Genomic DNA, 23,601 nt, shown 5'->3' on the forward strand with positions numbered 1-23,601 from the left:
TTGCCTCCTAACAAAATTCTTACTATTCAGTATATTTTAACCTAAACATAATTTCAATTTAAACTTAATTATTTTGAAATTACATTTCAGATTATACGTCCATGATAGCGCTTTTATGACTAGACAGCAAGAGGTGCCGGCCTGTTTTTTAAATTGTAAATTATGTAAAAGTCCGCTTTTTTCGGGTCATTTGATTCATTTATTGAGAACCTTGCATGAAAAAAGATTGGTTTCTTTGCCGCTTTTCTCATGCAAACAGGAAAAAGGAATGATTTTTCAAAAAAAGGCCACAGGATTAAGCCCTGTGGCCTCAAATTTACAATACTCGTTTGCCCTTTGCTTCTCTGATCCAGTCCGGAAACTCATTCAGCAAGCGGTCATACAGCTCTTCATCTGTCATTGCATCGATGTTCTGCACATGGAAGAAGTTTGCGTTGTCGATGAACCTGCCTTCCATTGTGTCAAGATTTTCAAGCACTTTAAAATTGGAATCTCCAATCCCGACAAACTGCCAGAAAAGCGGCTTATCAGAAGATGAGACAACCGGTTTTTTAATGGTGCTTTTGCAGCCTCCGTCGTTGATAAAAACGATAAACGCAGGATCTCTGCTTGGCTCTTCCTTTAAATATTTTGTCATGACATCAAACATGACCGGCGGTTCATCGTTGCGCCCGAATTTATGTATAGAATCGTTAAAGAGAATCTCCCTGTTTACATAGTTTTCGAAATCTCTTTCTGTGACTGAAGGAAGTCTTGTAAATTCATTGTCGTACACCCAGACGTCAAGCATCCCGTCATCATCAAACTGGCTTGCCACTGCAAGAATTCTCTCAACTACTTTTTGCACGGTTCCATCCTTGTAGAGGGTCCGCATTGAACCGGAAATATCAAGAACAAGACCTACCCGGGCGACGACTCCGGTGAGCTTTTTCTTCTCAAGTACGATTCCTGCTGTTTTTTTCATCAAATTGATCGAGCTCATTTTAAAGTCTCCTCTCAGACATCAAGTCCATAGTTTCGGCATAACGCACCAAGTCCTCCGGAGAAACCGCTGCCGATGGCATTGAACTTCCAGTCCTGGCCGTGCTTGTACAATTCGCAGACGACAACTGCTGTTTCTACCGAAAAGTCTTCTCCAAGATCATAGCGGAGAACTTCCTCAGAGGTGTCGGCATTCACAACACGTACAAATGCGTTTGAAACCTGTCCGAAATTCTGGCTTCGTGCATCTGCGTCATGGATGGTTACGGTAATACCTATTTTCTCAACATGGGACGGCATCAGGGAAAAATCGATGATCATCTGCTCATCATCTCCGTCTCCTTCACCTGTTCGGTTGTCGCCAGTATGTTCGACTGCCCCGTCCGGACTCTTCAGATTGTTGTAAAAAATAAATTCGTGATCGTTTTGAACCTTTCCGCCTGCATCTGCCATAAATGCCGAGGCATCCAAATCAAAATCTCTGCCGCCTGAATATTTATTCGTATCCCAGCCCAGTCCGATTATGACTTTTGTTAATCCCGGATTTGTCTTTGTAAGATCGATGCGCTGACCTTTTGATAAAGAAATTGACAAGTAAATCACCCCTAAAAGTATTTTCCAATAAAGGAATTCCGCTTCTATTGTACTACGAATCTAACACAATAAAGTTTCAATTTCCATTTTTTCGCTGCACATTCCCCGTGCTGATGATGTTTAAAGAAAAAGCGTGAGTGGAACAGTTTAGAAGAATGATAGAAGGAGGCCAATCATGAAGACACATAAATTATATATTAATGGTGAGTACATCGATTCCACATCAAAGGAAACAATTGAGGTCCTCAATCCGGCGACAGAGGAAGTCATTTCGTCCATTTTTGCAGGAACAGAGGAAGATGCGAATAAGGCAATTGAAGCAGCTTTTGAAGCACAGAAGAAATGGGAAAAGGTTCCTTCTGCAGAAAGAGGGAAAATTGTAAGAGCTCTTGGGGACAGAGTAAAAGACCGCCGCGATACCTTTATAGAGCTGCTGATGGAAGAACAGGGCAAGCCTTATGAACAGGCGAGCGGAGAAATCGACACGGCCATTGATTATTTTTACTATATGTCCGAATGGGCAAGGCGAATAGAGGGAGAAATTATCCCGAGCGACCGTGCGAACGAGAACATTCTGATGTTCAGAAAGCCGATAGGGGTTGTGGCAGGAATTGTTCCCTGGAACTTCCCGGTCTTTATTCTGGCAAGAAAGGTCGCAACCGCTCTGATTACAGGATGCTCAATCGTCCTTAAGCCAAGTCAGCAGACACCAAATACGGCGGCAGAATTCACAAAAATCATCGATGAAATGAAGGACATTCCGACGGGAGTATATAATTTCATCACCGGTAAAGGTTCAACAATCGGCAATGTGATGGCCTCCCACCCCAAAGTCGGCATTATTACCATGACAGGAAGTGTAAAAGCAGGAACAAAGGTGATGGAAGCCGCTGCTAAAAACATTACCAAGGTCAACCTTGAGCTTGGAGGAAAAGCACCTGCCATCGTTACGAAGCATGCCAATTTGGATACTGCCGTTAAGAGCATCAAAACATCAAGAATCACAAATTCCGGACAGGCCTGCACAAATGCTGAACGTGTGTATGTTCATGAAGACGTAGCTGAGGAATTCATTGAGAAGATGACGCAGGCAATGAAGGATACGAAGGTTGGAATGCCTTCAGACAGGGAGTCTGAAATGGGACCTCTCGTCAGTATGGATCGTCTGGAAACGGTAGAAAAAATGGTTCAGAACGCTGTTGCGGCAGGTGCTAAAATTCTTACAGGCGGCAAACGGGCAGAGATGACTTCAGGTTTCTTTTATGAACCTACAGTCATTACGAACGTGAGTCAGGACTCAGAAATCATTCAGGAAGAGATCTTCGGTCCGGTGCTCCCGATTATGACCTACAAAACCCTTGATGAAGCCATTGAGCTTGCAAATGATTCAGATTTTGGTCTTTCATCTTCCATCTATACAGATAATGTCCATGAAGCCATGCGGGCTGCCAATGAACTGAAGTTCGGCGAGACCTTCATAAACCGTGAAAATTTCGAAGCCATTCAAGGCTATCATGCCGGCCTACGCAAATCAGGGCTTGGCGGAGCTGACGGCAAACACGGGATTGAGGACTTTACCGTCACACACGCTGTTTACATGCAGTATGACGACAAAAAAGCATAATAAAAAAACGTTCAGGCAATTGCCTGGACGTTTTTTCATAATTCCTCCCCCATTCGAGCATGATGAATAACAGGAGGGATTTTTTGTGACTTATTCAAAACCGATCAGAATCATCATTCTTATTCTCTCATGGGGAAGCCTGTTTTTATTAAAGCCAGCTTCTATCCTTCGCTTTTCTCCTGCCTCATTTCTGGTCTCATTGCTTTTGGCAGTTGAGACAATGATTGCAGGACCTTATCAGCTGTGGACAATTAAAGGCGGCAGAAAGAACCGCTTATGGGGAGATCTGAGCTTTATATTCGGCCCGTTCATTTCAGGAACCCTCTGGATATTCCACCTTACATACGGAAGATTTTGGAGGTTTATGCTGCTCAATGCGGCCATGGATTTCCTATTGGCCTATCCTCTGACTTACCTTTTCGAAAAAACAGGTTTATATAAGCTTAAGAAATTAAATAAGCACAGCCTCTTTGCACTTTCCGTTTCCTATGCTGCTCTGATTTATGGCTATCAGAAGATACTGGAAGGAAGTTTTAAAAAAGAATCATCATAGGGACTTGAACAAAACATGTTATTTAGAATAGTCAGGAAGTTCAATTGAAGAAATTCGTAAAAACGATGCTGCTTTACGGCATGGCGCCACTAACGAGGATTCAACTATGATATAGGTGGCGCCACTAAGCCGAGTGATGCCGCTAATGAGGTTCTTTTTTAAAAAAAATGCGCCACTCTCCCTAATCACGCCACTATTTAGGTTTCTTTTCCGATAAAAGTGGCAGCACTAACCCGATTGATGAGCTTTTTCTAATCTTTTAATATGAAAAAACACCGAACCAGTATATACCCTGGTTCGGTGTTTTTCATGGCTGAAATTGTTAGGTCTCAGCATCACTTTCTTTATTTCCGAAGCTTCTGAATGAGTTTTACCAGAACAGCCGCTGCAATCACAATCACGGTTATGACAACGGTTCTTTTTATGGCGGCCGGATCCTGCATAACATAAATGGCAATATACGCCCAGATGAAGACAAGCGGATAATAGACATCATCATTTTTAAATGTAAACAAGACGGCCAGCACGGCGCCGACAATCAGCATAATAACTGCCCAGGCAAGCTCGTTCAAGCCAAGGAATGACTCGATGCCCGCCGTATAAAAGAAAATGAAAAAGTTTACGATTGTTGCAACTGAAATCCAACCTAGATAAATCGAAAATGGTGTTCTCATCAGCCATTTCCGTTCTGGAAGACGCTGAATGCGTGTATACACGACAATCAGGGAAATCAGCAGTGCCAGCATGACAAGCAGCGAGACCGGAAACAGTTCATAATGGAAAGCAAATAGCCATAGGCTGTTAAAGATGCAGCTAAGGAAAAACCAAATGCCAATCTTCGCATAGTTCATGCGTTCTTCTTCATTCACAAAAAATTGTCTTGCCGTCCAAATTCCAAGCAGCAGGTAAATCAGTCCCCAGATGGAAAATGCATAGCCTGCAGGCGTGAATAAAACCGGAATACTGTCAGACACTTCAGCTGATGTCTGTCCATTGAGCGGCAGGGCATTTGCGAGATAGTTAACGACAATGACGAGAACATATCCCGCCGCATTCAGAAGGGCAAAACCGGAAAATCTCTTCATGATGACCTCCTCCTTTTCACAATAGTGTATTTTGCTTGTCTTTTTTTCATACCCTTTATTAGTCAAATTAAAATAATCAAAACACATTTGGGAGTTTTGAACGAGTCATGAGTTTCTTCTGATCATTCATCATGCTTTTGCTCACGCTATCATATATCTAAAGCATTACGAGTAAAGGAGAGGGAGAGATGAGAGGACAAGTAAGGCTGCTCCCCCATAAATATGGTCCGATCGTTAAAAATGTGAAAACCAATTCAGAAGGTGTTCAAATGATCCAAGCCCCAAAGCTTTGGGAAAAGGGAATCCGCGGAAGGGGCATCACCATCGCAGTGCTCGATACCGGCTGTGACATCAATCACCCTGATCTGCGCGGCAATATAGCAGGCGCGCGGAATTTTACGACCGATGACAATGGGGACCAAAACCGGGTGACTGATTACCACGGCCACGGTACTCATGTCGCAGGAACAATAGCCGCATCAAAATATGTGGGTGTTGCCCCGCAGGCAAAAATTCTCGTTGTAAAAGTGCTCGCAGGAGACACGGGAAGCGGTGAGTACGACTGGATTGTAAAAGGCATTCTTTACGCCATTGAACAGAAAGTGGATGTTATTTCCATGTCACTTGGAGGACCTTCTGATCATTCTGAGCTTCGCAAAGCGGTAAAAAAAGCCGCTGCGAATCAGATTTCCATCGTCTGTGCTGCGGGAAATGAAGGAGACCAGGACGGCGGAACATCGGAATATTCTTATCCAGGCTCATATAATGAAGTGATTTCGGTTGGCTCAGTTGGATTTAACAGGGTGTCTTCCCCTTTTTCCAATTCAAACAATGAACTGGATTTAGTTGCACCGGGTGAGCGGATTGTTTCTACTATACCCGGAGGTGAATATGCTGCATTCAGCGGGACTTCTATGGCCACCCCGCACGTTTCAGGTGCACTTGCTTTAATAAAAGAGCTTGAAGAAAAAGAATTTGACAGGACGCTGACTGAAGCTGAAGTTTACGCTCAGCTGATTAAGCGCACGGTTCCGCATGGCAATCCAAAAACGCTGGAAGGCAATGGGCTGCTCTACTTGACAGCGCCTGACCTGCTCCGCGAAGCCGCCGAAGGAGCTTCAGAAGAATAAGAAAGAGCCATCATCCGCATAAGATGATGGCTCTTTTTGTATGATCTCAAGTACTCATCTGAAAAAATCCGCTCAAACAAATTGATTGTTCCTCCTGAATTTCTCTATAAGCGCTTTAGCGAAGTCATTAGCCTTTATCAAATCGCCCTTTTCCATGTAATAATCAAACAGCAATAAACCGTAATGCTGTGCCGGAAGAACATATCCAAGTTCTTTAAAATGCGGATAGGCATGATTTTCTATGTACTCATAGTAGGATTCGATTTCCCCGTTTATTTTGAATAGGTGCATCGTAAAGAAATGAATAAAAGTCCGATTGTCGTCTTTTTCGGCGAGTGACAGACCCTTTTCTGCAAGGGCTGCCAGTTCTTCCTTCTTTGTCAGCCCCTCTTTGGACAGAGCATTCACATATCCTTCAAAAGAACCAAGGTAATTGGGATCTCCGGGCTGCCGTTTATCGGCAGATTTTTTGTAGTATTCTGCAGCAGCTGTAAATTCCCCCTGCCTGAGCTGATGATATCCGAAATTATGGTGCAGCAGCGCCTGCTGATGATCCAGCCCGTAATCTCCTGACATCTCTATGAGACGCTGATATTCTTTGTTTTGAAAAACAGCATCATCTGATTGCTCCAGCTGAATCAGCATAAGCATTTCCGTTTCAATTATTCGTGACAGGCTTCTGTTTTCTGTAAAGAACTGCAGGGCTTTACCCGCATAAAAATACGCAAGGACATTCGAATGGATGGAATGGTAAGCCAGTGCCAGGTCGTAATAATATTCACGGTTAGAATATTCTGCAAGATTAATTTCTTTTAACACGGCAATTGCTTTAAAGTAGTCATTCTGGGCTCTCAAATGATAATTCCCCTGGATATGCAGCAGAAGATTTTGTTCATATGGGGACAGGCCGCTCCAAAGGCGCATCTCGTTTAAAAGGGCACCTGCTTCTTCATTTTTAGAAGATGAAAGATAGTATCTGGCTAAAATAAGCGTATATGTACGGTGAAAGTCCTGAATCTGAAGCAGGCGGCTGCTTTCCAGCTGCTGTTTAACCGCTTCGGTTTTTGAATGGCTTTTGTGGATGATGGCTTCATGCCATTCATTAAGAAGTTTTTTAATCTTATGGTAGTTCTCAATTTCTGATTCGATGCTGATCCCAAGCCGCTCGCAGAGCAGTTGAATGGTTTCTTTCGATACCTCTGTCAGCCCGCGTTCTATTTTGCTGATGTGCGTTGCTGAACAGATTGCATCCCCAAGGTCCTTTTGCTTAATGTTGTAGAGTTCACGGTAAAATTTTATGATTTTCCCTTCCAGCATGGTGTGTCATCCCCCTAAGCATCTCTATAAAATTATTATAACGGCATGCCCAATTGATTGGTTCGTGTTCAGGAAGAATATTTTTTTGACACCAAAAATACCCCCGGCAGCCCGGAGGTATTCATTTTCATTATTTTGAAAGAACGTGCAGAATCATTTCTGCATCTTTTTCATCCACATTCATTTCATCAGCCAGCTTCAAAGGATCTTCTGCAAGGCCGGGCTTTCTTTTCAAAGCATATAAAGCCTGATAGCAAAGGCTTATCGGTGTTTTTTCAATGCGGGTGGTGATAATTCTGCACACACCCTGCCTTTCTGTCTGAATGGCCCCAAACTGCTCAAGCTGCTGCATTCTGAGAATAGCGGTCCGCTTTGACAATCCAAGTTCATCCGACAGATCACTGATGTCATATGAGACATTTCCGTCGGCATCCCGATGAACCAGCAAATACCCCAATATCTTTGAATAGATGCCCGATAGATGTACTAATGCTCTCTCATTTATGTTCATTTCTATGCCACCTAATCCAATCTGTTACAATTCAGTATACATATTGTCTTAGGCCCAATGTTTCATATCATCATTTTGTAATATAGTTTTTACCCGTTTGTTATATATCTGTGAATTTTTAGGAGTTTATTTCTTTTCATCGTCAAAATCAATCATCTTATCTGAAAACCCAAACAGCCACGTCAGGACAAATGCCGCTGCGACTGCAAGAAAATTCACAGCCAGGTACATGATAATCTGGCCATTTAGATACAGCAGGACTCCCGGGATTGCCGTTATCGCCATTCCTGTCGCTTTAAGGCCTGCAAGAGATGCAGCAAACCCTCCGATGCCGCCTCCGATCAACGCCATGATAAACGGTTTAATATAGCGGAGGTTCACACCAAAGATGGCAGGTTCTGTAATTCCAAGCAAAGCAGAAAAAGAAGACGGCAGTGCAATGGCCTTTAGTTTTTTCGACTTGGTTTTCAGGCCGACAGCAAGCGCCGCTCCCCCCTGCGCAACGACAGAACACGTGATAATCGCATTGTACTGATTGTATCCGAAGCGCTCGAGCAGCTGTATCTCAAGCAGGTTAAACACGTGATGGACACCTGTTACAACGATCAGCTGATTTAATGAACCTATGATGAGACCGCTTATGCCAAACGGCCAGTTTAAAATGGCTACTGTGCTGTTCAGGATAACCTCTTCAACTGTATGAAAAACAGGTCCTATTATAAAAAGAGAAAGAATGATCATGAATAAAAGCGTTAAAAACGGAGTCAAAATCAAATCAAGCGATTCTCTTGTATGTTTTCTGATCGATCGCTCAAGTTTTGCTCCTATAAGTCCTGCGATAAATGCAGGGAGGACAGAACCCTGATAGCCAAGAACCGGAATAAATCCGAAAAATGTCAGAGCCTCGGCTTTGTCTGCCGCCACATCGTAGGCATTTGGAAGGGCAGGACTTACAAGCATTAAACCAAGCACCATTCCAATGACCGGATTCCCCCCGAAAACCCTGAATGCAGACCATGCAACGAGTGCTGGAAGAAAAGCAAAGGCTGTATCCGTCAGCACCTCTGAAAACGTAATGACATTTTGCGGAATCTGTTCAGGTTTCATGCCGAAAAAGGCAAGCACCTGCTCCTGGAGGATAAGACCTCTAATCCCCATAAAAAGCCCTGTAGCAACGAGAATTGGAATGATTGGAACAAATACATCCCCAAACGTGCGGACGGCTCTTTGAAACAAGTTGCCGCTTCTTGCTGCTGCCTCTTTCTGTTCAGCCTTTTCAGAACCGGTTACACCAAGAGCAGCAATCTCTTCATAGATGCGGTTCACCGTTCCTGTTCCGAAAATCAGCTGATATTGCCCTGAATTAAAAAAAGCTCCCTTTACTTTATCAATGGACTCCGCTTTTTTTTGATCGATGCCTTCTTTCCTTTTTACCATTACGCGAAGCCTTGTGGCACAATGCGACACAGATATGATATTTTCACGGCCTCCTAGTGCCTCGATGACTTCTTCGGCAATTTTCCGGGTGTCTGACATGGAATCCTCCTGGATGTATTTGACATACCTGTAATTTCCCTCATTTTATCTTCTTTTAAACAGAAAAAATAGCTGAAATTTCACTCAAATCAGAAAATAATGATTGTCGAAACAAAATCTTGCGGTATAATTTAATGAATAAAAGCATAAAAGCGTAAAAGCGAATAAAACGGGGGAATGTCTAATGAACTGGAAAAACATCGGAATGGGAATTGCACTGTCAAGCATGCTGATAGCTGCAGGCTGCGGAAGTAAAGAAACGGCCGGAAACAGCGGCGAAAAGACTTATCAGGTGGGTGTCACTCAAATTGTCGAGCATCCTTCTCTTGATGCTGCTTTAAAAGGGTTTCAAAAAGCTCTGAAAGATGAAGGTCTCAAGGTTGACTATGACGTCCAGATTGCAGGCGGCGATCAGAATAATAATCAGACCATTGCAAGCAACTTTGTCGGCGACGGCGTTGATCTGATTTTTGCCAACTCCACACCAAGTGCTCTAAGCGCACTCAATGCAACAAAAGACATACCGATTGTTTTCACTTCAGTCACGGATCCAATTGGGGCGGGCCTTGTCGAAAGCTTTGAAAAACCGGGTGCAAACATTACCGGAACGACAGATACTCACCCTGATGCCATTCCAAATACGGTCAAATTTATAGATGAAAATGTGGACGGCAATAAGATTGGAATGATTTATAACTCCGGTGAGCAAAATTCGGCTGCTCAAATTGATCTTGTTAAAAAAGCAGCAAAGGGAACAGACCTTGAAATTGTTGAAGCTTCTGTTTCAACTTCAGCTGAAGTGAAGCAGGCCGCTGAAAGCTTAGTCGGAAAAGTAGATTCTTTCTATATTATTACTGATAATACAGTTGTATCCGCGCTGGAGTCTGTTATTTCTGTTGCAGGGGATGAAGACCTGCCCCTGTTTGTCGGGGAGCTTGATTCTGTAGCAAGAGGCGGTTTTGCAGCTTACGGATTTGACTACGGGGATATTGGATATGAAGCAGGCTTAAAAGCAGCTGACATCCTTAAGGGAGAAAAAGAAGCGGGAGAAATCCCTGTCGATTACCCGCAGAAGTTAAAACTGCAGGTCAGCAAAAAAGCGGCTGAAGCGATGAATGTTGAAATGAAAGACTTTAAAGACGCTGAATTTATTGATTAAGGAGGACACACCATGTTTACTGCCCTATTTTCTTCTGTTGAATCCGGACTGATCTACGCCATCATGGCTCTTGGTGTGTACCTTTCCTTCAGGATTCTCGATTTTCCGGATCTCACCGTAGACGGCAGCTTTGTCACAGGTGCCGCAGTATGTGCTGCATTGATTGTAAATGGAGTTAACCCTTTTTTCGCAACTCTGGCGGCCCTTGCCGCCGGATTTATTGCAGGGTGTCTTACTGGAATTTTTCACACGAAAGGGAAAATCAATCCCCTGCTTGCAGGAATCCTGATGATGATTGCCTTATATTCGATTAATCTGCGGATTATGGGCCAGTCAAACGTCCCTCTGCTTCAGGAAAGCACCGTCTTTTCTGTTTTGCTTGATGGCTGGAACCAGCTTGGAATTGACGCATTTATGCAGTCTGTTTTTGTATCAGCAGGTCTTGAAGCATTTATCCCGAAAACATGGTCGGTTCTCGCAGCCATGTGCGCCCTTATTGTCCTTATAAAGCTTTCGCTTGATTATTTCCTTAAAACAGAGATCGGCATTGCCATCCGCGCTGTCGGTGATAATGAAAAAATGATTTCAAGCTTTTCAGCCAATACGGATCTTCTGAAAATTATCGGTCTCGGTATCTCCAATGCACTTGTTGCCTTTTCAGGTGCTTTCATCGCCCAATTTTCGGGATTCAGCGATATTGGCATGGGGATCGGGATGATCATTATTGGCCTTGCATCTGTCATTATCGGGGAAGCCCTCGTCGGAACAAAAACGATTATCCGGGCAACTCTAGCTGTTATCATTGGAGCCATCCTCTACCGCATTATTATTGCGCTTGCGCTCAGAGCAGACTTCCTTGAGACAGGCGATATGAAGATGATTACGGCAGCCATCGTCATCGCGGCGCTCGTCGTGCCGCAGCTGCTTGCAAAACAGAAAGAAAAAAGGAAAAAACTTCTCAGGAGAAAGGGAGATGTTCACATTGCTTGAGCTGAAGCAGATTGAAAAAGTGTTTAATGAAGGTTCTCCCGATGAGAAAAAAGCTTTGAGCGGGCTTTCCCTTTCTCTTAAAAAAGGAGATTTTGTAACCGTAATCGGCAGCAATGGAGCAGGTAAATCCACATTGCTGAACGTTATATCAGGCCGACTTTTTCCTGATTACGGGGACGTGCTGATTGAAGGAAGAGCAATCACAAACCTGCGCGAGCACAAGCGCGCAAAATACCTCGGCCGCGTTTTTCAGGATCCGATGGCCGGAACTGCACCAGCTCTCACGATAGAAGAAAATCTCGCCATAGCCTATGCACGTGTCCATAAACGCACACTGAGACCCGGCGTTACAGCCAGGAGAAAAGCATTTTTTAAGGAAAAGCTAACGACGCTCGGCCTTGGACTCGAAGACAGACTCTCTGCAAAAGTCGGGCTGCTTTCAGGAGGGGAACGGCAGGCGCTTTCCCTTTTAATGGCCACGTTCACAAATCCCGGAATACTCCTGCTTGATGAGCATACAGCTGCACTTGATCCTTCACGGGCTGACCTTATTACAAACCTCACGGAAAAGCTTGTCTCAGAAGGGCAGTTAACGACTCTGATGATCACACACAATATGCAGCAGGCAGTCGACCTTGGCAATCGCCTTGTCATGATGGACGGCGGACGAATAATCTTTCAGGCTGAGGGAGATCAAAAGAAAAAACTGACTGTTTCCTCCCTCCTGAACGAATTTTCAAAAATAAAAGGCGGAAGCTCACTGTCAGACAAAGTCATGCTGAGTTAATAGAGGGTTACATTTCTCCGATTAGTGGTAAAGAAAGACAAATCACTAAAAGGAGATGGATAGGATGAATCAGGAAAAACAAACGTACTATATTGACGTCGCAAGCGGAGAAATTCTTCAGAATCCTGCAGAATCAAGTCCAAGCTTCAAACTGTATGCCACTCCGGCTGAAATTGATCAGCTGAAGTCCTATTACAGCGAGAACAGCTCGGCTGACTTTCAGACCTTCCAGCGTGCACAAGTTCCATTCCGCGAATATCACCATGATGCTGAAAATAAAGCCTATGACGATTCGATGAGAAAAATATACGGCATGATTTATTTGCTTGGCGATGAAGAAGCCAAACGGCATATCGAAGAAAATGGCATTTTGAAAGACAATCATTCGGATAATCCGGAAAGCGTAGAAAATTTCAAGTAACTCCATGAACTTACTCAACACCAAAAAGATCCGCTGCACAGGCAGCGGATTTTTTTGTTCTAAAGTCTTTTATACAGACGTTCAATTTCGCTTACTATTTCTTCTTTTCGGCGGTTAAGAAGGATCAACTCATTTAGTTCACTTTGTTTATTCATATTCTGTTCAATCTCATACACATCATTTTCAAGCTGTTCAATTTTATTCAGCACGTCCTCTTCATTTTCCTGCACTGGTGTTTTCGGTTGTTTCGTTCTAATAACTGAAGGCTGGTTTTCTTTTATGCCTTTTGGAGACTGATTCATCACAGGCTGCATTTTTTCACGCGCCCACGCATAATTGCCTTCAAAGGAGAAGAGCTTTTGCTGATGGATCCAGCAGGTCTTTGTAAAAAGCTTGTTGAGGAAAAAACGGTCATGGGAAACTGCCACGATTGTTCCCTCAAACTGTTCAATTGCATCCTCAAGCACTTCCCTGGAATCAATATCCAGATGATTTGTCGGCTCATCTAAAATAAGCACGTTCAAATCCTGCTGCATAAGCTTTGCAAGCTGAATTCTCATCCGTTCACCGCCGCTTGTATGTTTCAGTTTTTTAAAAACTGCCGGACCATAAAACATAAATCCTGCAAGAATGTGACGGGCTTCTTCCTCAGATGCATGCACATCTTCTCTGAAAAAATCAATAATAGATGTGTCTGTATCACCAAGCATAAGCTGCTGGGAAAGATAGCCGATCTTAACGCTGCTGCCTATTTTCACAGCCCCGCTGTCAGGTTCTACCTGGCCCATGACCATCTTCAGCAAAGTCGATTTACCTGACCCGTTTTCGCCGACAATGGCGGTTCTGTCCTTGTACTGAATATCCAGTGAAATCTCTTCTAGAATGGTCCGACCTCCAAATGCTTTTGAAGCACCATCAAGACTTACGACTCTTTTTCCGCTTCTGTCAGTCCCTTCAAAGGACAGGTCCATTTTTTTATGCTGCAGGACAGGCCGTTTCAGTTTCTCCATTCTCATGAGCGCACGCTCCATATTTCTTGCCCGCTTGTGAAGGCCCTCGTTTGGCGGATTAGCCTGATTCGCCCACTCTTTCAACCTTTTAATCGCTTCTTTCATTTTTTTGATTTTTTTCTGCTGATCCTGGTATGCCTGAAATTCCGCCAGCAGCTTTTTTTGTTTTTGGGTGATGAAACCTGAATAATTATGGTGGTAGACAGTCACTTCCCCGCCTTCGAGATCAAGGATTTTACCTGCTACCTCATCCAGAAATGCGCGGTCATGTGATATTACGACAACGGTCCCTTTATATTCTTTCAGATAGGTTTCAAGCCATTCTACAGCTGCAATATCCAAATGGTTGGTCGGTTCATCAAGAAGCAGAATATCCGGCTGCTTTAAAAGAATCATGCCAAGTGAAACTTTCGTCTTTTCTCCGCCGCTTATCGCCTGGAATTTTTCATTCAGAAGTTCCTGAAGCTTCAGGCCGCAGGCAACCGCCTGCACCTTCGCATCCATTTCGTAGCCTCCTAGCAATTCAAATTGCTGCCTGCAGCTGCCGTAACGCTCCATCACCCTTTCAAGCAGATGAGGATTTTTTGCCTCAGCCATTTTCATCTCAAGTTCAGATAGCTCAGCTGCCAGTTCTGTCAGTTCCGAGATCCCCTCTCTCAGCACATCTTCCACAGTCGCACCGTCATGAAAAACAGGTATTTGAGCCAAATAGCCGATCTTTTTTCCTTTTTTAATCGCGATTGTGCCTTCATCAGGCTGTTCAATTCCTGACAGACACTTAAAGATCGTCGTTTTCCCTGTCCCATTTCTGCCTGTAAACCCAATCTTTTCGCCTTCATTTATTTCAAAGCTCAGCTTTTCAAAAATCAGCTGGCTTCCGTATGATTTTGTTAATCCCTGAACCGAACAAATCGTCATAATTAGGAACCCCTTTCAAATATAAAAAAACCAGAATAAGCAGTTTCCTGCTTATCCCGGTTCATCAGCGAGTTTATCTGAATTCGCCAAAACAAAAAAACGGAGAGCTAATAAGCCCTCCGCATCACTTGTGGATAAGAGAATCTTCTTAACGTTTGAATGTGTCTATGCAGTTGCTGAAAAAGGGCATACGTATCCCGTTAAGAGCAATTGCATGAAAAATTGCACGACATAAATAAAGGTATGATAATTCTTTCCCGTGCATCACATTCAAACTGTTCATCTCTCATCCACCTCCGTTCCTTAAAGTATACCTATTATAACCCGCCGCTTTCAGAATTATCAATCCATTTTTCCAAATACATGTATTTTTGCCATGAGGATACGCTAATGATGACTCAGGAGGAGGATTACATATGAAAAATACGAACTCGAAACTGCCCCGGTTTCCTGAACCTTACTGGAGAGACACCTCAAGTCTTCCCGATTTCCCTAAACTTTCAAAGCACATAACGGTTGATGCAGCTGTAGTCGGCGGGGGGATTACCGGCATAACTTCAGCCTACCTTCTTGCGAAAGAAGGACTTAAGGTCGCACTAATTGACTCTGATTGTCTGCTCAATGGCACGACCGGCCACACGACTGCTAAAGTTACCATTCAGCATGATCTTATTTATCACGAACTGACCCAGCATGTCGGAACAGATGGCGCCAAACACTATTATGAAGCGAACCTGGCAGGACTTGATTTTATTAGAAACACCGTTGAAGAAAAAAACATTCCATGTGATTTCAGCATTCAGGATGCTATTCTCTATGCCGTTTCTGATGAATCTCTGGACAAACTTCTGAAGGAAAAAGATGCTTACGATGCCATTGGGATTCCTTATGAATACGTTGATCAGATCCCGCTTGATATCGAGATTAAAGGAGCACTGCGTGTTAAAAATCAGGCTCAGTTTCATCCGCTGAATTATTTGCAGGCCCTTCTTGAAGAAATGATGAAGGCCGGTGTACAGATTTATGAAAACTCAGCGATAATTGACGTGAAAGGCACAAAAGAAGAGCCTGTTCTGCTTTCAAATGAAGGATTTGAGATCACTTGTGAACATGTCATTGCAGCGACTCATTTTCCTTTTTACGACGGAAACGGCTTCTATTTTGCCAGAATGTATGCCGATCGTTCCTATGTCATTAGTGCTAAAACTTCAAAACCGTATCCCGGCGGCATGTATTTAAGTGTCGATGAGCCTAAACGTTCGCTCAGATCCGCATCCTCCAGCGGTCAGGATGTCGTCTTAATCGGAGGCGAAGGCCATAAAGCAGGCCAGGAAAAAGATACCCACAAGCTGTATGAAAAGCTCGAAGGTTTTGGAGAAGAGATTTTTGGCCTGGAGGAAATTACACACAGGTGGTCTGCACAGGACTTGTTTACATTGGATAAAATCCCGTACATCGGCCCCCTCACATCAAGCAATCCCACTATCTACGCAGCTACAGGCTTTCATAAATGGGGCATGACAAACGGCACGTTTGCTGCACACATGCTAAGGGATTTAATTGTGAAGAAAGAATCACGCTATCTTGATCTTTTCACACCGAGCCGCTTTCACTCTGACCCTGGTGTAAAAGAATTTTTGAAAGCAAATGCCGATGTGGCAAAGCATTTAATAGCAGGTAAAATCAAGCGTCCATCAAAGACACCTGAGGATCTTCATGCTGATGAAGGCTGTGCGGTGATGGTAAACGGGAAAAAAGCCGGAGGCTATAAAGATGAACAAGGTGTGCTTCACCTTGTGGACATGACCTGCACCCACCTTGGCTGCGAAGTGGAATGGAACAGCGGAGACCGCTCTTGGGACTGCCCGTGTCATGGATCGAGATTTTCTTATAAGGGTGATGTAATAGAAGGGCCGGCTGATAAGCCGCTGAAGGTGATAAAAGAAGAGTAGGTTTTGGAGGGGTGGCACCAGGGTGCTTGCTTACCCTCCCACATCGTTTTACGGTTTCGGAAGGTACGAATAAGCCGCTTGCTTACCCTCACACATCGTTTTTCGGTTTCGGAGGGTACGATTCCGACGCTTGCTTACCCTCCCAGATCGTTTTACGGTTTTGGAGGGTACGATTCCGACGCTTGCTTACCCTACCAGATCGTTTTACGGTTTCGGAGGGTACGATTCCGACGCTTGCTTACCCTCTCAGATCGATTTTCGGTTTTGGAGGGTAGGATTCACGCACTTGCTTACCCTCACACATCGTTTTTCGGTTTCGGAGGGTAGGATTCACGCACTTGCTTACCCTCCCAGATCGTTTTACGGTTTCGGAGGGTACGATTCAGGCACCTTCTTACCCTCCCAGATCGTTTTACGGTTTCGGAGGGTACGATTAAGCCGCTTACATACCCTCCCAGATCGATTTTCGGTTTTGGAGGGTAGGATTCCAACGCTTGCCGTGATTTAATTGTGCTTCACTCCCCCAAAACACACAAAAAAAAAGACTCCTTTACAGGAGTCTTTTTTCAGTCATTACTTTTGAACGTTAGCAGCTTGTGGTCCACGAGCGCCTTCAACGATTTCGAAAGTAACTTCTTGGCCTTCTTCTAAAGATTTAAAGCCTTCGCCTTGAATAGCAGAGAAATGTACGAATACGTCTTCTTGACCTTCTGCTTCGATGAAACCGAAACCTTTTTCTGCGTTAAACCATTTAACTTTACCTTGTAACATGTGTGTATCCTCCTCGTGCGCCAAGCGCACAATTGTATTACTATCCCTGCTCTAAATAATATTCTTCAAGACGAGTGCCTTTTTAATCATATTACGAACAAAAATAAGTACTTTCATTATAACAAAAGCCGAAAGAACCCGCAACCGTTTCTAGTATCTTTTTAAAGTATGAATCTATCTGACTGTGTGCGTATTCTCAGCAGCGCACATGTCAGTTCTTCTGTGCCTTGAGCCCGCCTCTCAATTGTGACACTTTTCTTACAATTGGCCTATTTTTATACTTTTTGCTCTTCAATCATATTAAGATATAAGTTCCTATGAACCTATAATCTTAACAGATGGCAGGTGTTACACATTTTATATTACAGAACCCTGAAACTTCACGAGAAAAAGCCGTGGGTTACCTTTATTCATGGTGCAGGCGGAAGCTCGTCAATTTGGTACAAGCAAATAAGGGAATTTAAAAAGCATTTCAACATCCTGCTCATTGATCTTCGCGGACATGGTAGATCCGCAAAAGGGCTGTGGAAAGACGGCGATGATTTTTCAGAAATTGCTGAAGAAGTCATCCATGTTCATGATCGGCTGAAAATAGCTTCTTCTCATTTTGTCGGGATTTCACTTGGCACGATTGTTATTCAAACCATTGCGAAGATCAGGCCGAGGCTTCTTTCTTCCATGGTTCTGGGCGGGGCCATCACAAAATTGAACGTATTTACGAGAATGCTGCTTGTTATTGGCAACCTCGGCAAAAGGATTCTGCCCTATATGTGGCTTTATTCTTTGTTTGCCTGGATCATAATGCCTTATGCAACTCATAAAGAATCCCGCACGATGTTCATCAGCCAGGCAAAGAAGATGTGCCAAAAAGAGTTTATTCAATGGTTTTCACTTACTCGTTTTGTGAATCCGTACTTGATAGAGCTTCAAAAAGACTTTTACAAGATTCCCGTCTTGTTTTTAATGGGAGAACAAGACCATTTATTTTTAAAGCCGGTAAAAGAGATTGCCGCGGAAAACAAGGACGTACAGGCAGTGTATATAGCTGATTCCGGTCACGTCTGCAATATTGATCAGCCTGACAGGTTTAATCAACATGCTGTCTCATTTATAAAAAAAATCGAAACAGACCGCTTTTCTGTCCGCACAAAGAATGCCTGAATCAGGAGATGATTCAGGCATTCTTCTTTATTTCAGTTTTTTCAGCTCATTGGATACAAACTCAACGTCTGTTCCGACGATCACCTGTACATCTGTTTTCGTCAGCTTGATAACGCCTCTTGCACCAGCTTGTTTAAGTGCTTTTTCATCGATTGCTCCTGCGTCCTTCACTTTAAGACGAAGGCGCGTGACACAGTTATCAATCTCTGTCAGATTGTCGCTGCCGCCAAGACCTGCCATATATTTAGCAGCCATCGCAGCATATTTGTCTCCGCCTGCAGCCGGCTCGTCAATTGCTTCCTCATCTGTCTCATCCTCGCGGCCAGGCGTTTTCAGATCAAGCTTTTTGATCAGGAAGTAGAACAGGAAGAAATAGATTGCTGCATACACAGCTCCCATGACAAGAAGCAGCCATGCATTTTTCGCAGCAGGAGCATTAAAGTTCAGCACATAGTCGATCGCTCCTGCAGAGAATGTGAATCCAAGGTGAATATCAAGCATTTGCGCTATTGCCATAGACGCACCTGTTAAAACAGCATGAATCACATACAGCAATGGAGATAAGAACATGAACATAAATTCAATTGGTTCTGTAATACCAGTTAAAAATGATGTAAAAGCAACACCGATCAGCAAACCTGATACAGCTTTCCGGCGCTCCTTCTTAGCAGCCATAATCATAGCAGCTGCAGCTGCAGGAAGGCCGAACATCATGATCGGGAACATACCTGACATGAAAAATCCTGCACTTGGATCACCTGCGAAGAACCGGTTAAGATCACCAGTCGCTCCGTTATATTCACCGAATACAAACCATACCAAACTATTTATAAACTGATGAAGTCCTACTGGAATTAAGATTCGGTTTAAGAATCCATAGATGGCTACACCTGCGGCACCTGCCTCAGTTAGCCAGACACCAACGTTGTTGATCCCTTCCTGCACAGGACCCCAAAGATAGCCGAATGCAAGAGAAAGAATGAGCATCACGGCAGCCGTAATAATAGGAACAAACCTGCGCCCTCCAAAAAATGCGAGCCATTCAGGCAATTTTATCTCTGAAAAACGATTATATAAGAGACCCGCTATGATACCTGCTATAATCCCCCCAAGAACGGACAGCTTAATATCCGGATTGATGACTTCAATCCCCTTCGTTAACACCAGGTAGCCAATTGTACCTGCAAGTGCGGCCGAACCATGCCCATCCTTCGATAAGCCGATTGCAACCCCAATGGCAAAGATAAGAGCCAGATTTGCAAAAATGAAATCGCCTGTCTGCGCCAATAACGGAATGCCGAGCAGGTCATCCTGTCCAAGGCGCAGCATAAGCCCGGCGGCCGGAAGTACGGCGATCGGAAGCTGCAGTGATTTCCCTATTTTCTGTAAAAACCCCAACATGATAGTTCCCCCTTACTTGTTTTTATTATCGAAAAAGCGATGAATCGCTTGTTTCAATCTCCCTTGCGCCTCCTGAATATAGAGGCCTGCTTCTTCTTCGGAAGCATTTGTAACCGTCATGAAAATGGCTTCTTTAAGATTGTACTGTGTTTTTTCCATAGTTAGTCCTGCTGTTTCCTCATCAATGCCTGTCGTTTCCGCCAAAATCATTTCTGCCCGCTTTTTCAGTTTGCGGTTGATCAGTTTCATGTCGACCATTTCGTTTCCATATACTTTCCCAAGCTGTATCATGACACTTGTTGAGATCATGTTTAGAGCCATTTTTTGAGAAGTTCCCGCTTTTAATCTTGTGGACCCCCGTATGACTTCAGGGCCAGTTCTAAGTTCGATGGCAACATCAGCCAGTTCGGAAATGACTGAGTGTTCATTGTTGCTGATCGAAATTGTACAGGCACCCTTCTGATTCGCATATTCAAGGCCGCTTACAGCAAACGGAGTTGAACCGCTGGCTGTTATGCCGATGACACAATCCTGCTCAGCGAGTGAGTGGGATTTCAATTCCTCCCTGATGGCGTTTTCATCGTCTTCAGTCTCCTCAAGCGGCATCCACATCGCTTCATTTCCGCCGGATACAAGTGCCGTCCATCTGTCTTCCTCTACAGAAAAAGTCGGTCCGAGCTCCACTGCATCAAGCATGCCCACTCTTCCGCTGGTGCCTGCTCCAATCACAAACACTCTTCCGCCCGTTTTCCATCGTGCGACTATTTCATCAGCCGCTTCAGCAATTTGCGGAAGTGCTTTCTCCACAGCAGCAGATATTGCCGCGTCCTCCTGGTGCATAAGTTTTGCCATCTCATAGGAAGTCATTTCATCAATGGCAGACGTCCGGATGTTTTTTTGTTCTGTTGCCCGCTTTTTCATGACAATCGCTCCATATCAATCGTGAATTTATAACGGTCCGCCCGGTAAACAGACTTTACAACTTCTAGCGGTTTATTTGATTCAAGCGTGCTTCTCCGCTCGATCATCAGGACCGGGGCACCTTCTTCAACCTGGAGCATTTCCGCTTCTGTTCTTCTGGCAATAGAGGCCTCAAGAACCTGTCGTCCATGGTGAATCTTCAGGCCCAGTTTATTTTCCACGTATTCATATATAGAAGATTGAGCGATTTTTTCGGTCAAATCAGGTGCCGTTTCTTTTGAAATGTACAGCATTTCATAGGCCATCGGCAGCTGGTCTGCAAGCCTAATCCGTTTTAATTCAAAAAGGGACGTTCCCGCTTCCACCTCGAGCTTAGAAGCAAGGTCATGACTTGCAGGCACTTCCTTAAAGCTGATGACGCGCGTACTTGGTTCAAGGCCGCGTGACCTCATATCCTCAGAAAAACTGGTCAGGCCTTGAAGCGGCTGTTCAATTTTCTGATGCGCGACAAACGTTCCCTTCCCTCTCTGTCTGTAAAGGAAGCCGTCATTTACAAGGTTTGAAAGAGCTTGCCTGACAGTCATTCTGCTGATTCCGTACTTTTCCGCATATTCTCTTTCAGATGGAATCATCTGGCCTGGTGTCAGCTCTTGATTTTGTATTGCTTCTTTGATGGCTTCTTCGAGCTGATAGTAGATTGGCAGGGGTGAGTTCTTTTGAATCATCTGGCAAACATCTTCCTTTCTTCCGGCTGAAGCTTCGAAAGTGCATCCCTGTCTGCAATAATTACGGCATTCGGGTGATTTCTGAGGACAGTCGCCGGAATTTCTTCAGATACATCTGCATGAAAAAGATCATTTAATATGGCTGCTTTTTGAACACCTGATGCAAGAAGAAGAATTTTTTTGCTTCTCATGATTGAAGCGATTCCCATCGTCACCGCATGTTTCGGCACATCCTCAATCGTGTTGAAATACCTTGCATTTGCCTGACGGGTTGATTCTTCCAGTTTTACAAGGTGGGTGTTTGATTCAAATGAACTGCCTGGTTCATTAAACCCGATGTGCCCGTTTTGACCGATCCCCAAAAGCTGCAGGTCAATGCCCCCGCTTTCGCTGATCAGCCTGTCGTAATCTCTGCACTCATTCTCTAAATCGGATGCTTCTCCGTCAGGAAGGTGTGTATTTGCATCAGAGACATTGACGCTGTCAAAAAAGTGCTTTTTCATGTACGTATGATAGCTGTTTTCATCATCTTTATGGAGACCGGCATATTCATCCAGATTAAAGGTTTTTACTTCAGAGTAGTCCGTTCCGTTCTCCTGATGGTCAAGGATCAGCTGCTGATAGGTGCCTAAAACCGTTCCGCCCGTTGCAAGTCCTAGCACTGAGTCTTTTTTGGACCGGACCTGCTCTGAGATCATTCTTGAAGCAATCATGCTCATTTCTTTGTAATCCTTCGCTTCAATCAGCTTCATTTGTCAGCACTCCCTGTAAAAGATATCGTTCCTCTGCAGATCGTCATCATCACATTCAATTGGTCATCGAGCACGGCAATGTCTGCATCTTTTCCCTTCTCAAGGCTGCCTTTTCTGTCGTAGACCCCAATTTGTTTAGCAGGATTAACAGATGACATCGTGACAGCATCCTGAAGGGAGCACCCCGTGAATGACATCATGTTGACTACCGCATCTCTGAATGTAAGAATACTTCCTGCAAGTGTCCCATCAGCGAGTGTCGCCCGCTCCCCGTCAACTGTTACTTCCTGTCCGCCAAGATCGTAAGTGCCTGGACCGAGCCCTTTGGCACGCATAGCATCAGTTATAAGAATGGCCCTTTCACTGCCTTTCATCCTATAAGCAAACTTGACCATTTCAGGTGCAATATGAATGCCGTCGACAATCATTTCCGTTATCACTTCATCCTTCATCAGAACAGCTCCTGCAGTGCCTGCGTCGCGGTGGTGAATCCCTCTCATTCCGTTAAAAAGATGTGTCGCATGATGGACACCGCTTGCAATCGCCGTCTCCACTTCCTGATAAACAGCATCACTGTGGCCGATAGACGGGACGATGGACAAACTCTTTAAATGGCCGGCAAGCGCATACCCGCCTTCGCGCTCCGGTGCCAGTGTCACAAGTTTAATGCTTCCGCCTGACTCTTCATGCCACCTGTCAAAAAGGTCAATTGAGGGTTCAATAATATTTCCTGGTGCCTGGGCCCCTGCCCGTTTCGGATTTAAAAATGGACCTTCAAGATGGATGCCAAGGATCTCTGCACCGGTTTGATTTTTTTCTTTTAAGTATGCGGCCGCATTGACAAGAGCTTCAGAAATTTGTTCTTTACTTGAAGTCATTGTAGTTGCCAGAAAACTTGTTGTTCCTTCAAATGGAAGCTTTGAAGTCATTATTTGCAGCGCTTCTAAAGAAGCGTCCATCACATCCGCACCGTGTGCTCCGTGGATATGGAGATCAATAAAGCCCGGAACGACTCTTGCAGCGTGGTTTAAATCAATTACGCGCTCAAATCCGCTCTGCTCCTGATAATCCTCCATCATCCCGACTTGTTTTATTTTTTCATCTTCTATTAAAACGTACCCACTCTCAATAATGGATTCGCCAGTATAAATTTCAGCGTTCAATAAGCATATTTCTGCCATCATTACAGCTCCTTGCATCCGTTTTCACACATACTATAACATCTATTCAACTAGTTGTCTATACCAGTTTGAATCAGTGTTTTTTAAATCATTCCAGTATACCTGCTTCCCTGTAACAGTA

General features: G+C 44.1%; 23 protein-coding genes. 9 read left to right on the forward strand and 14 right to left on the reverse strand.

The annotated features are described in order from the left end of the window. Positions 1-316: 316 nt before the first annotated feature. Positions 317-982 carry a vWA domain-containing protein gene (locus RKD52_RS14775; RefSeq protein WP_454100279.1) on the reverse strand — a complete coding sequence of 222 codons (666 nt, stop codon included), beginning with the start codon at positions 980-982 and terminating at the stop codon, positions 317-319. A gap of 14 nt (positions 983-996) precedes the next feature. Continuing rightward, positions 997-1,575 carry a TerD family protein gene (locus RKD52_RS14780; protein ID WP_454100280.1) on the reverse strand — a complete coding sequence of 193 codons (579 nt, stop codon included), beginning with the start codon at positions 1,573-1,575 and terminating at the stop codon, positions 997-999. Between the two features lie 175 nt (positions 1,576-1,750). Here RKD52_RS14780 and aldA point away from each other — a divergent pair, with 175 nt between their 5' ends. Both aldA and RKD52_RS14790 read left to right on the forward strand, forming a co-directional pair. After that, complete coding sequence (aldA, locus tag RKD52_RS14785) at positions 1,751-3,199, forward strand: aldehyde dehydrogenase (protein WP_454100281.1); 1,449 nt, start codon at positions 1,751-1,753, stop codon at positions 3,197-3,199. A gap of 85 nt (positions 3,200-3,284) precedes the next feature. Then, positions 3,285-3,752: a hypothetical protein gene (locus RKD52_RS14790; RefSeq protein WP_454100282.1), complete on the forward strand. Its 468-nt coding sequence runs from the start codon at positions 3,285-3,287 to the stop codon at positions 3,750-3,752. A 344-nt stretch (positions 3,753-4,096) separates the two neighbouring features. Here the strand turns inward: RKD52_RS14790 and RKD52_RS14795 are convergent, their stop codons facing one another. Next, on the reverse strand, positions 4,097-4,837 hold the full coding sequence (locus RKD52_RS14795) for a TspO/MBR family protein (RefSeq protein ID WP_454100283.1): 741 nt from the start codon (positions 4,835-4,837) through the stop codon (positions 4,097-4,099). A gap of 188 nt (positions 4,838-5,025) precedes the next feature. Here RKD52_RS14795 and RKD52_RS14800 point away from each other — a divergent pair, with 188 nt between their 5' ends. Next, positions 5,026-5,967 (forward strand): S8 family peptidase, encoded by a 942-nt coding sequence (locus RKD52_RS14800; RefSeq protein ID WP_454100284.1) that lies wholly within the window; start codon positions 5,026-5,028, stop codon positions 5,965-5,967. A gap of 72 nt (positions 5,968-6,039) precedes the next feature. Here the strand turns inward: RKD52_RS14800 and RKD52_RS14805 are convergent, their stop codons facing one another. From RKD52_RS14805 to RKD52_RS14815, 3 genes are all read right to left on the reverse strand, one after another. Beyond that, positions 6,040-7,284: a helix-turn-helix domain-containing protein gene (locus RKD52_RS14805; protein ID WP_454100285.1), complete on the reverse strand. Its 1,245-nt coding sequence runs from the start codon at positions 7,282-7,284 to the stop codon at positions 6,040-6,042. 130 nt (positions 7,285-7,414) lie between these two features. Continuing rightward, a complete protein-coding gene (locus RKD52_RS14810; protein ID WP_369732625.1) occupies positions 7,415-7,795 on the reverse strand; it encodes a hypothetical protein in 381 nt (126 codons plus the stop codon). 126 nt (positions 7,796-7,921) lie between these two features. Continuing rightward, entirely contained in the window at positions 7,922-9,331 is a 1,410-nt protein-coding gene (locus RKD52_RS14815; protein ID WP_454100286.1) for a sucrose-specific PTS transporter subunit IIBC, read from the reverse strand. 184 nt (positions 9,332-9,515) lie between these two features. Here RKD52_RS14815 and RKD52_RS14820 point away from each other — a divergent pair, with 184 nt between their 5' ends. The 4 genes from RKD52_RS14820 (at position 9,516) to RKD52_RS14835 (ending at position 12,688) form a co-directional block, all read left to right on the forward strand. Next, positions 9,516-10,490, forward strand: a complete 975-nt coding sequence (locus tag RKD52_RS14820) for an ABC transporter substrate-binding protein (RefSeq protein WP_454100287.1) — start codon at positions 9,516-9,518, stop codon at positions 10,488-10,490. Between the two features lie 12 nt (positions 10,491-10,502). Continuing rightward, complete coding sequence (locus tag RKD52_RS14825; protein ID WP_454100288.1) at positions 10,503-11,480, forward strand: ABC transporter permease; 978 nt, start codon at positions 10,503-10,505, stop codon at positions 11,478-11,480. After that, positions 11,473-12,267 carry an ABC transporter ATP-binding protein gene (locus RKD52_RS14830; RefSeq protein ID WP_454101236.1) on the forward strand — a complete coding sequence of 265 codons (795 nt, stop codon included), beginning with the start codon at positions 11,473-11,475 and terminating at the stop codon, positions 12,265-12,267. Before RKD52_RS14825 ends, RKD52_RS14830 begins: the two co-directional genes overlap by 8 nt. Positions 12,268-12,331: 64 nt before the next feature. Continuing rightward, the gene (locus RKD52_RS14835) at positions 12,332-12,688 is read left to right on the forward strand and encodes a hypothetical protein (protein ID WP_051865114.1); all 357 of its coding nucleotides are present in this window, start codon (positions 12,332-12,334) and stop codon (positions 12,686-12,688) included. 59 nt (positions 12,689-12,747) lie between these two features. Here RKD52_RS14835 and abc-f read toward each other — a convergent pair whose 3' ends face one another. Together abc-f and RKD52_RS14845 are read right to left on the reverse strand one after the other, a co-directional pair. Further along, positions 12,748-14,616, reverse strand: a complete 1,869-nt coding sequence (abc-f, locus tag RKD52_RS14840) for a ribosomal protection-like ABC-F family protein (RefSeq protein WP_454100289.1) — start codon at positions 14,614-14,616, stop codon at positions 12,748-12,750. A 148-nt stretch (positions 14,617-14,764) separates the two neighbouring features. Next, positions 14,765-14,899, reverse strand: coding sequence for an RAxF-45 family protein (locus RKD52_RS14845; RefSeq protein WP_454100290.1), 135 nt, complete (start codon positions 14,897-14,899; stop codon positions 14,765-14,767). Positions 14,900-15,032: 133 nt separating this feature from the next. Here RKD52_RS14845 and RKD52_RS14850 point away from each other — a divergent pair, with 133 nt between their 5' ends. Then, positions 15,033-16,568: an FAD-dependent oxidoreductase gene (locus RKD52_RS14850; RefSeq protein ID WP_454100291.1), complete on the forward strand. Its 1,536-nt coding sequence runs from the start codon at positions 15,033-15,035 to the stop codon at positions 16,566-16,568. Between the two features lie 573 nt (positions 16,569-17,141). On the opposite strand, the gene RKD52_RS14855 is transcribed toward RKD52_RS14850, so the two are convergent. Beyond that, a complete protein-coding gene (locus RKD52_RS14855; RefSeq protein WP_029281940.1) occupies positions 17,142-17,339 on the reverse strand; it encodes a cold-shock protein in 198 nt (65 codons plus the stop codon). A gap of 345 nt (positions 17,340-17,684) precedes the next feature. Between RKD52_RS14855 and RKD52_RS14860 the strand changes: the two genes are divergently transcribed. Beyond that, the gene (locus RKD52_RS14860; protein ID WP_454100292.1) at positions 17,685-18,500 is read left to right on the forward strand and encodes an alpha/beta fold hydrolase; all 816 of its coding nucleotides are present in this window, start codon (positions 17,685-17,687) and stop codon (positions 18,498-18,500) included. A gap of 27 nt (positions 18,501-18,527) precedes the next feature. On the opposite strand, the gene nagE is transcribed toward RKD52_RS14860, so the two are convergent. The 5 genes from nagE to nagA are packed head-to-tail and all read right to left on the reverse strand — an operon-like array spanning position 18,528 to position 23,480. Then, positions 18,528-19,901, reverse strand: a complete 1,374-nt coding sequence (gene nagE / locus RKD52_RS14865) for an N-acetylglucosamine-specific PTS transporter subunit IIBC (RefSeq protein ID WP_454100293.1) — start codon at positions 19,899-19,901, stop codon at positions 18,528-18,530. Between the two features lie 12 nt (positions 19,902-19,913). Next, positions 19,914-20,822, reverse strand: coding sequence for an N-acetylmuramic acid 6-phosphate etherase (murQ, locus tag RKD52_RS14870; RefSeq protein ID WP_454100294.1), 909 nt, complete (start codon positions 20,820-20,822; stop codon positions 19,914-19,916). After that, positions 20,819-21,547, reverse strand: a complete 729-nt coding sequence (locus RKD52_RS14875; RefSeq protein ID WP_454100295.1) for a GntR family transcriptional regulator — start codon at positions 21,545-21,547, stop codon at positions 20,819-20,821. The genes murQ and RKD52_RS14875 overlap by 4 nt, the downstream gene beginning before the upstream one ends. Continuing rightward, positions 21,544-22,299 carry a glucosamine-6-phosphate deaminase gene (gene nagB, locus RKD52_RS14880; protein ID WP_454100296.1) on the reverse strand — a complete coding sequence of 252 codons (756 nt, stop codon included), beginning with the start codon at positions 22,297-22,299 and terminating at the stop codon, positions 21,544-21,546. The genes RKD52_RS14875 and nagB overlap by 4 nt, the downstream gene beginning before the upstream one ends. After that, a complete protein-coding gene (gene nagA / locus RKD52_RS14885; protein WP_454101237.1) occupies positions 22,296-23,480 on the reverse strand; it encodes an N-acetylglucosamine-6-phosphate deacetylase in 1,185 nt (394 codons plus the stop codon). Before nagA ends, nagB begins: the two co-directional genes overlap by 4 nt. Positions 23,481-23,601 lie beyond the last annotated feature (121 nt).

It is taken from the genome of Metabacillus sp. SLBN-84 (genome assembly GCF_053629595.1).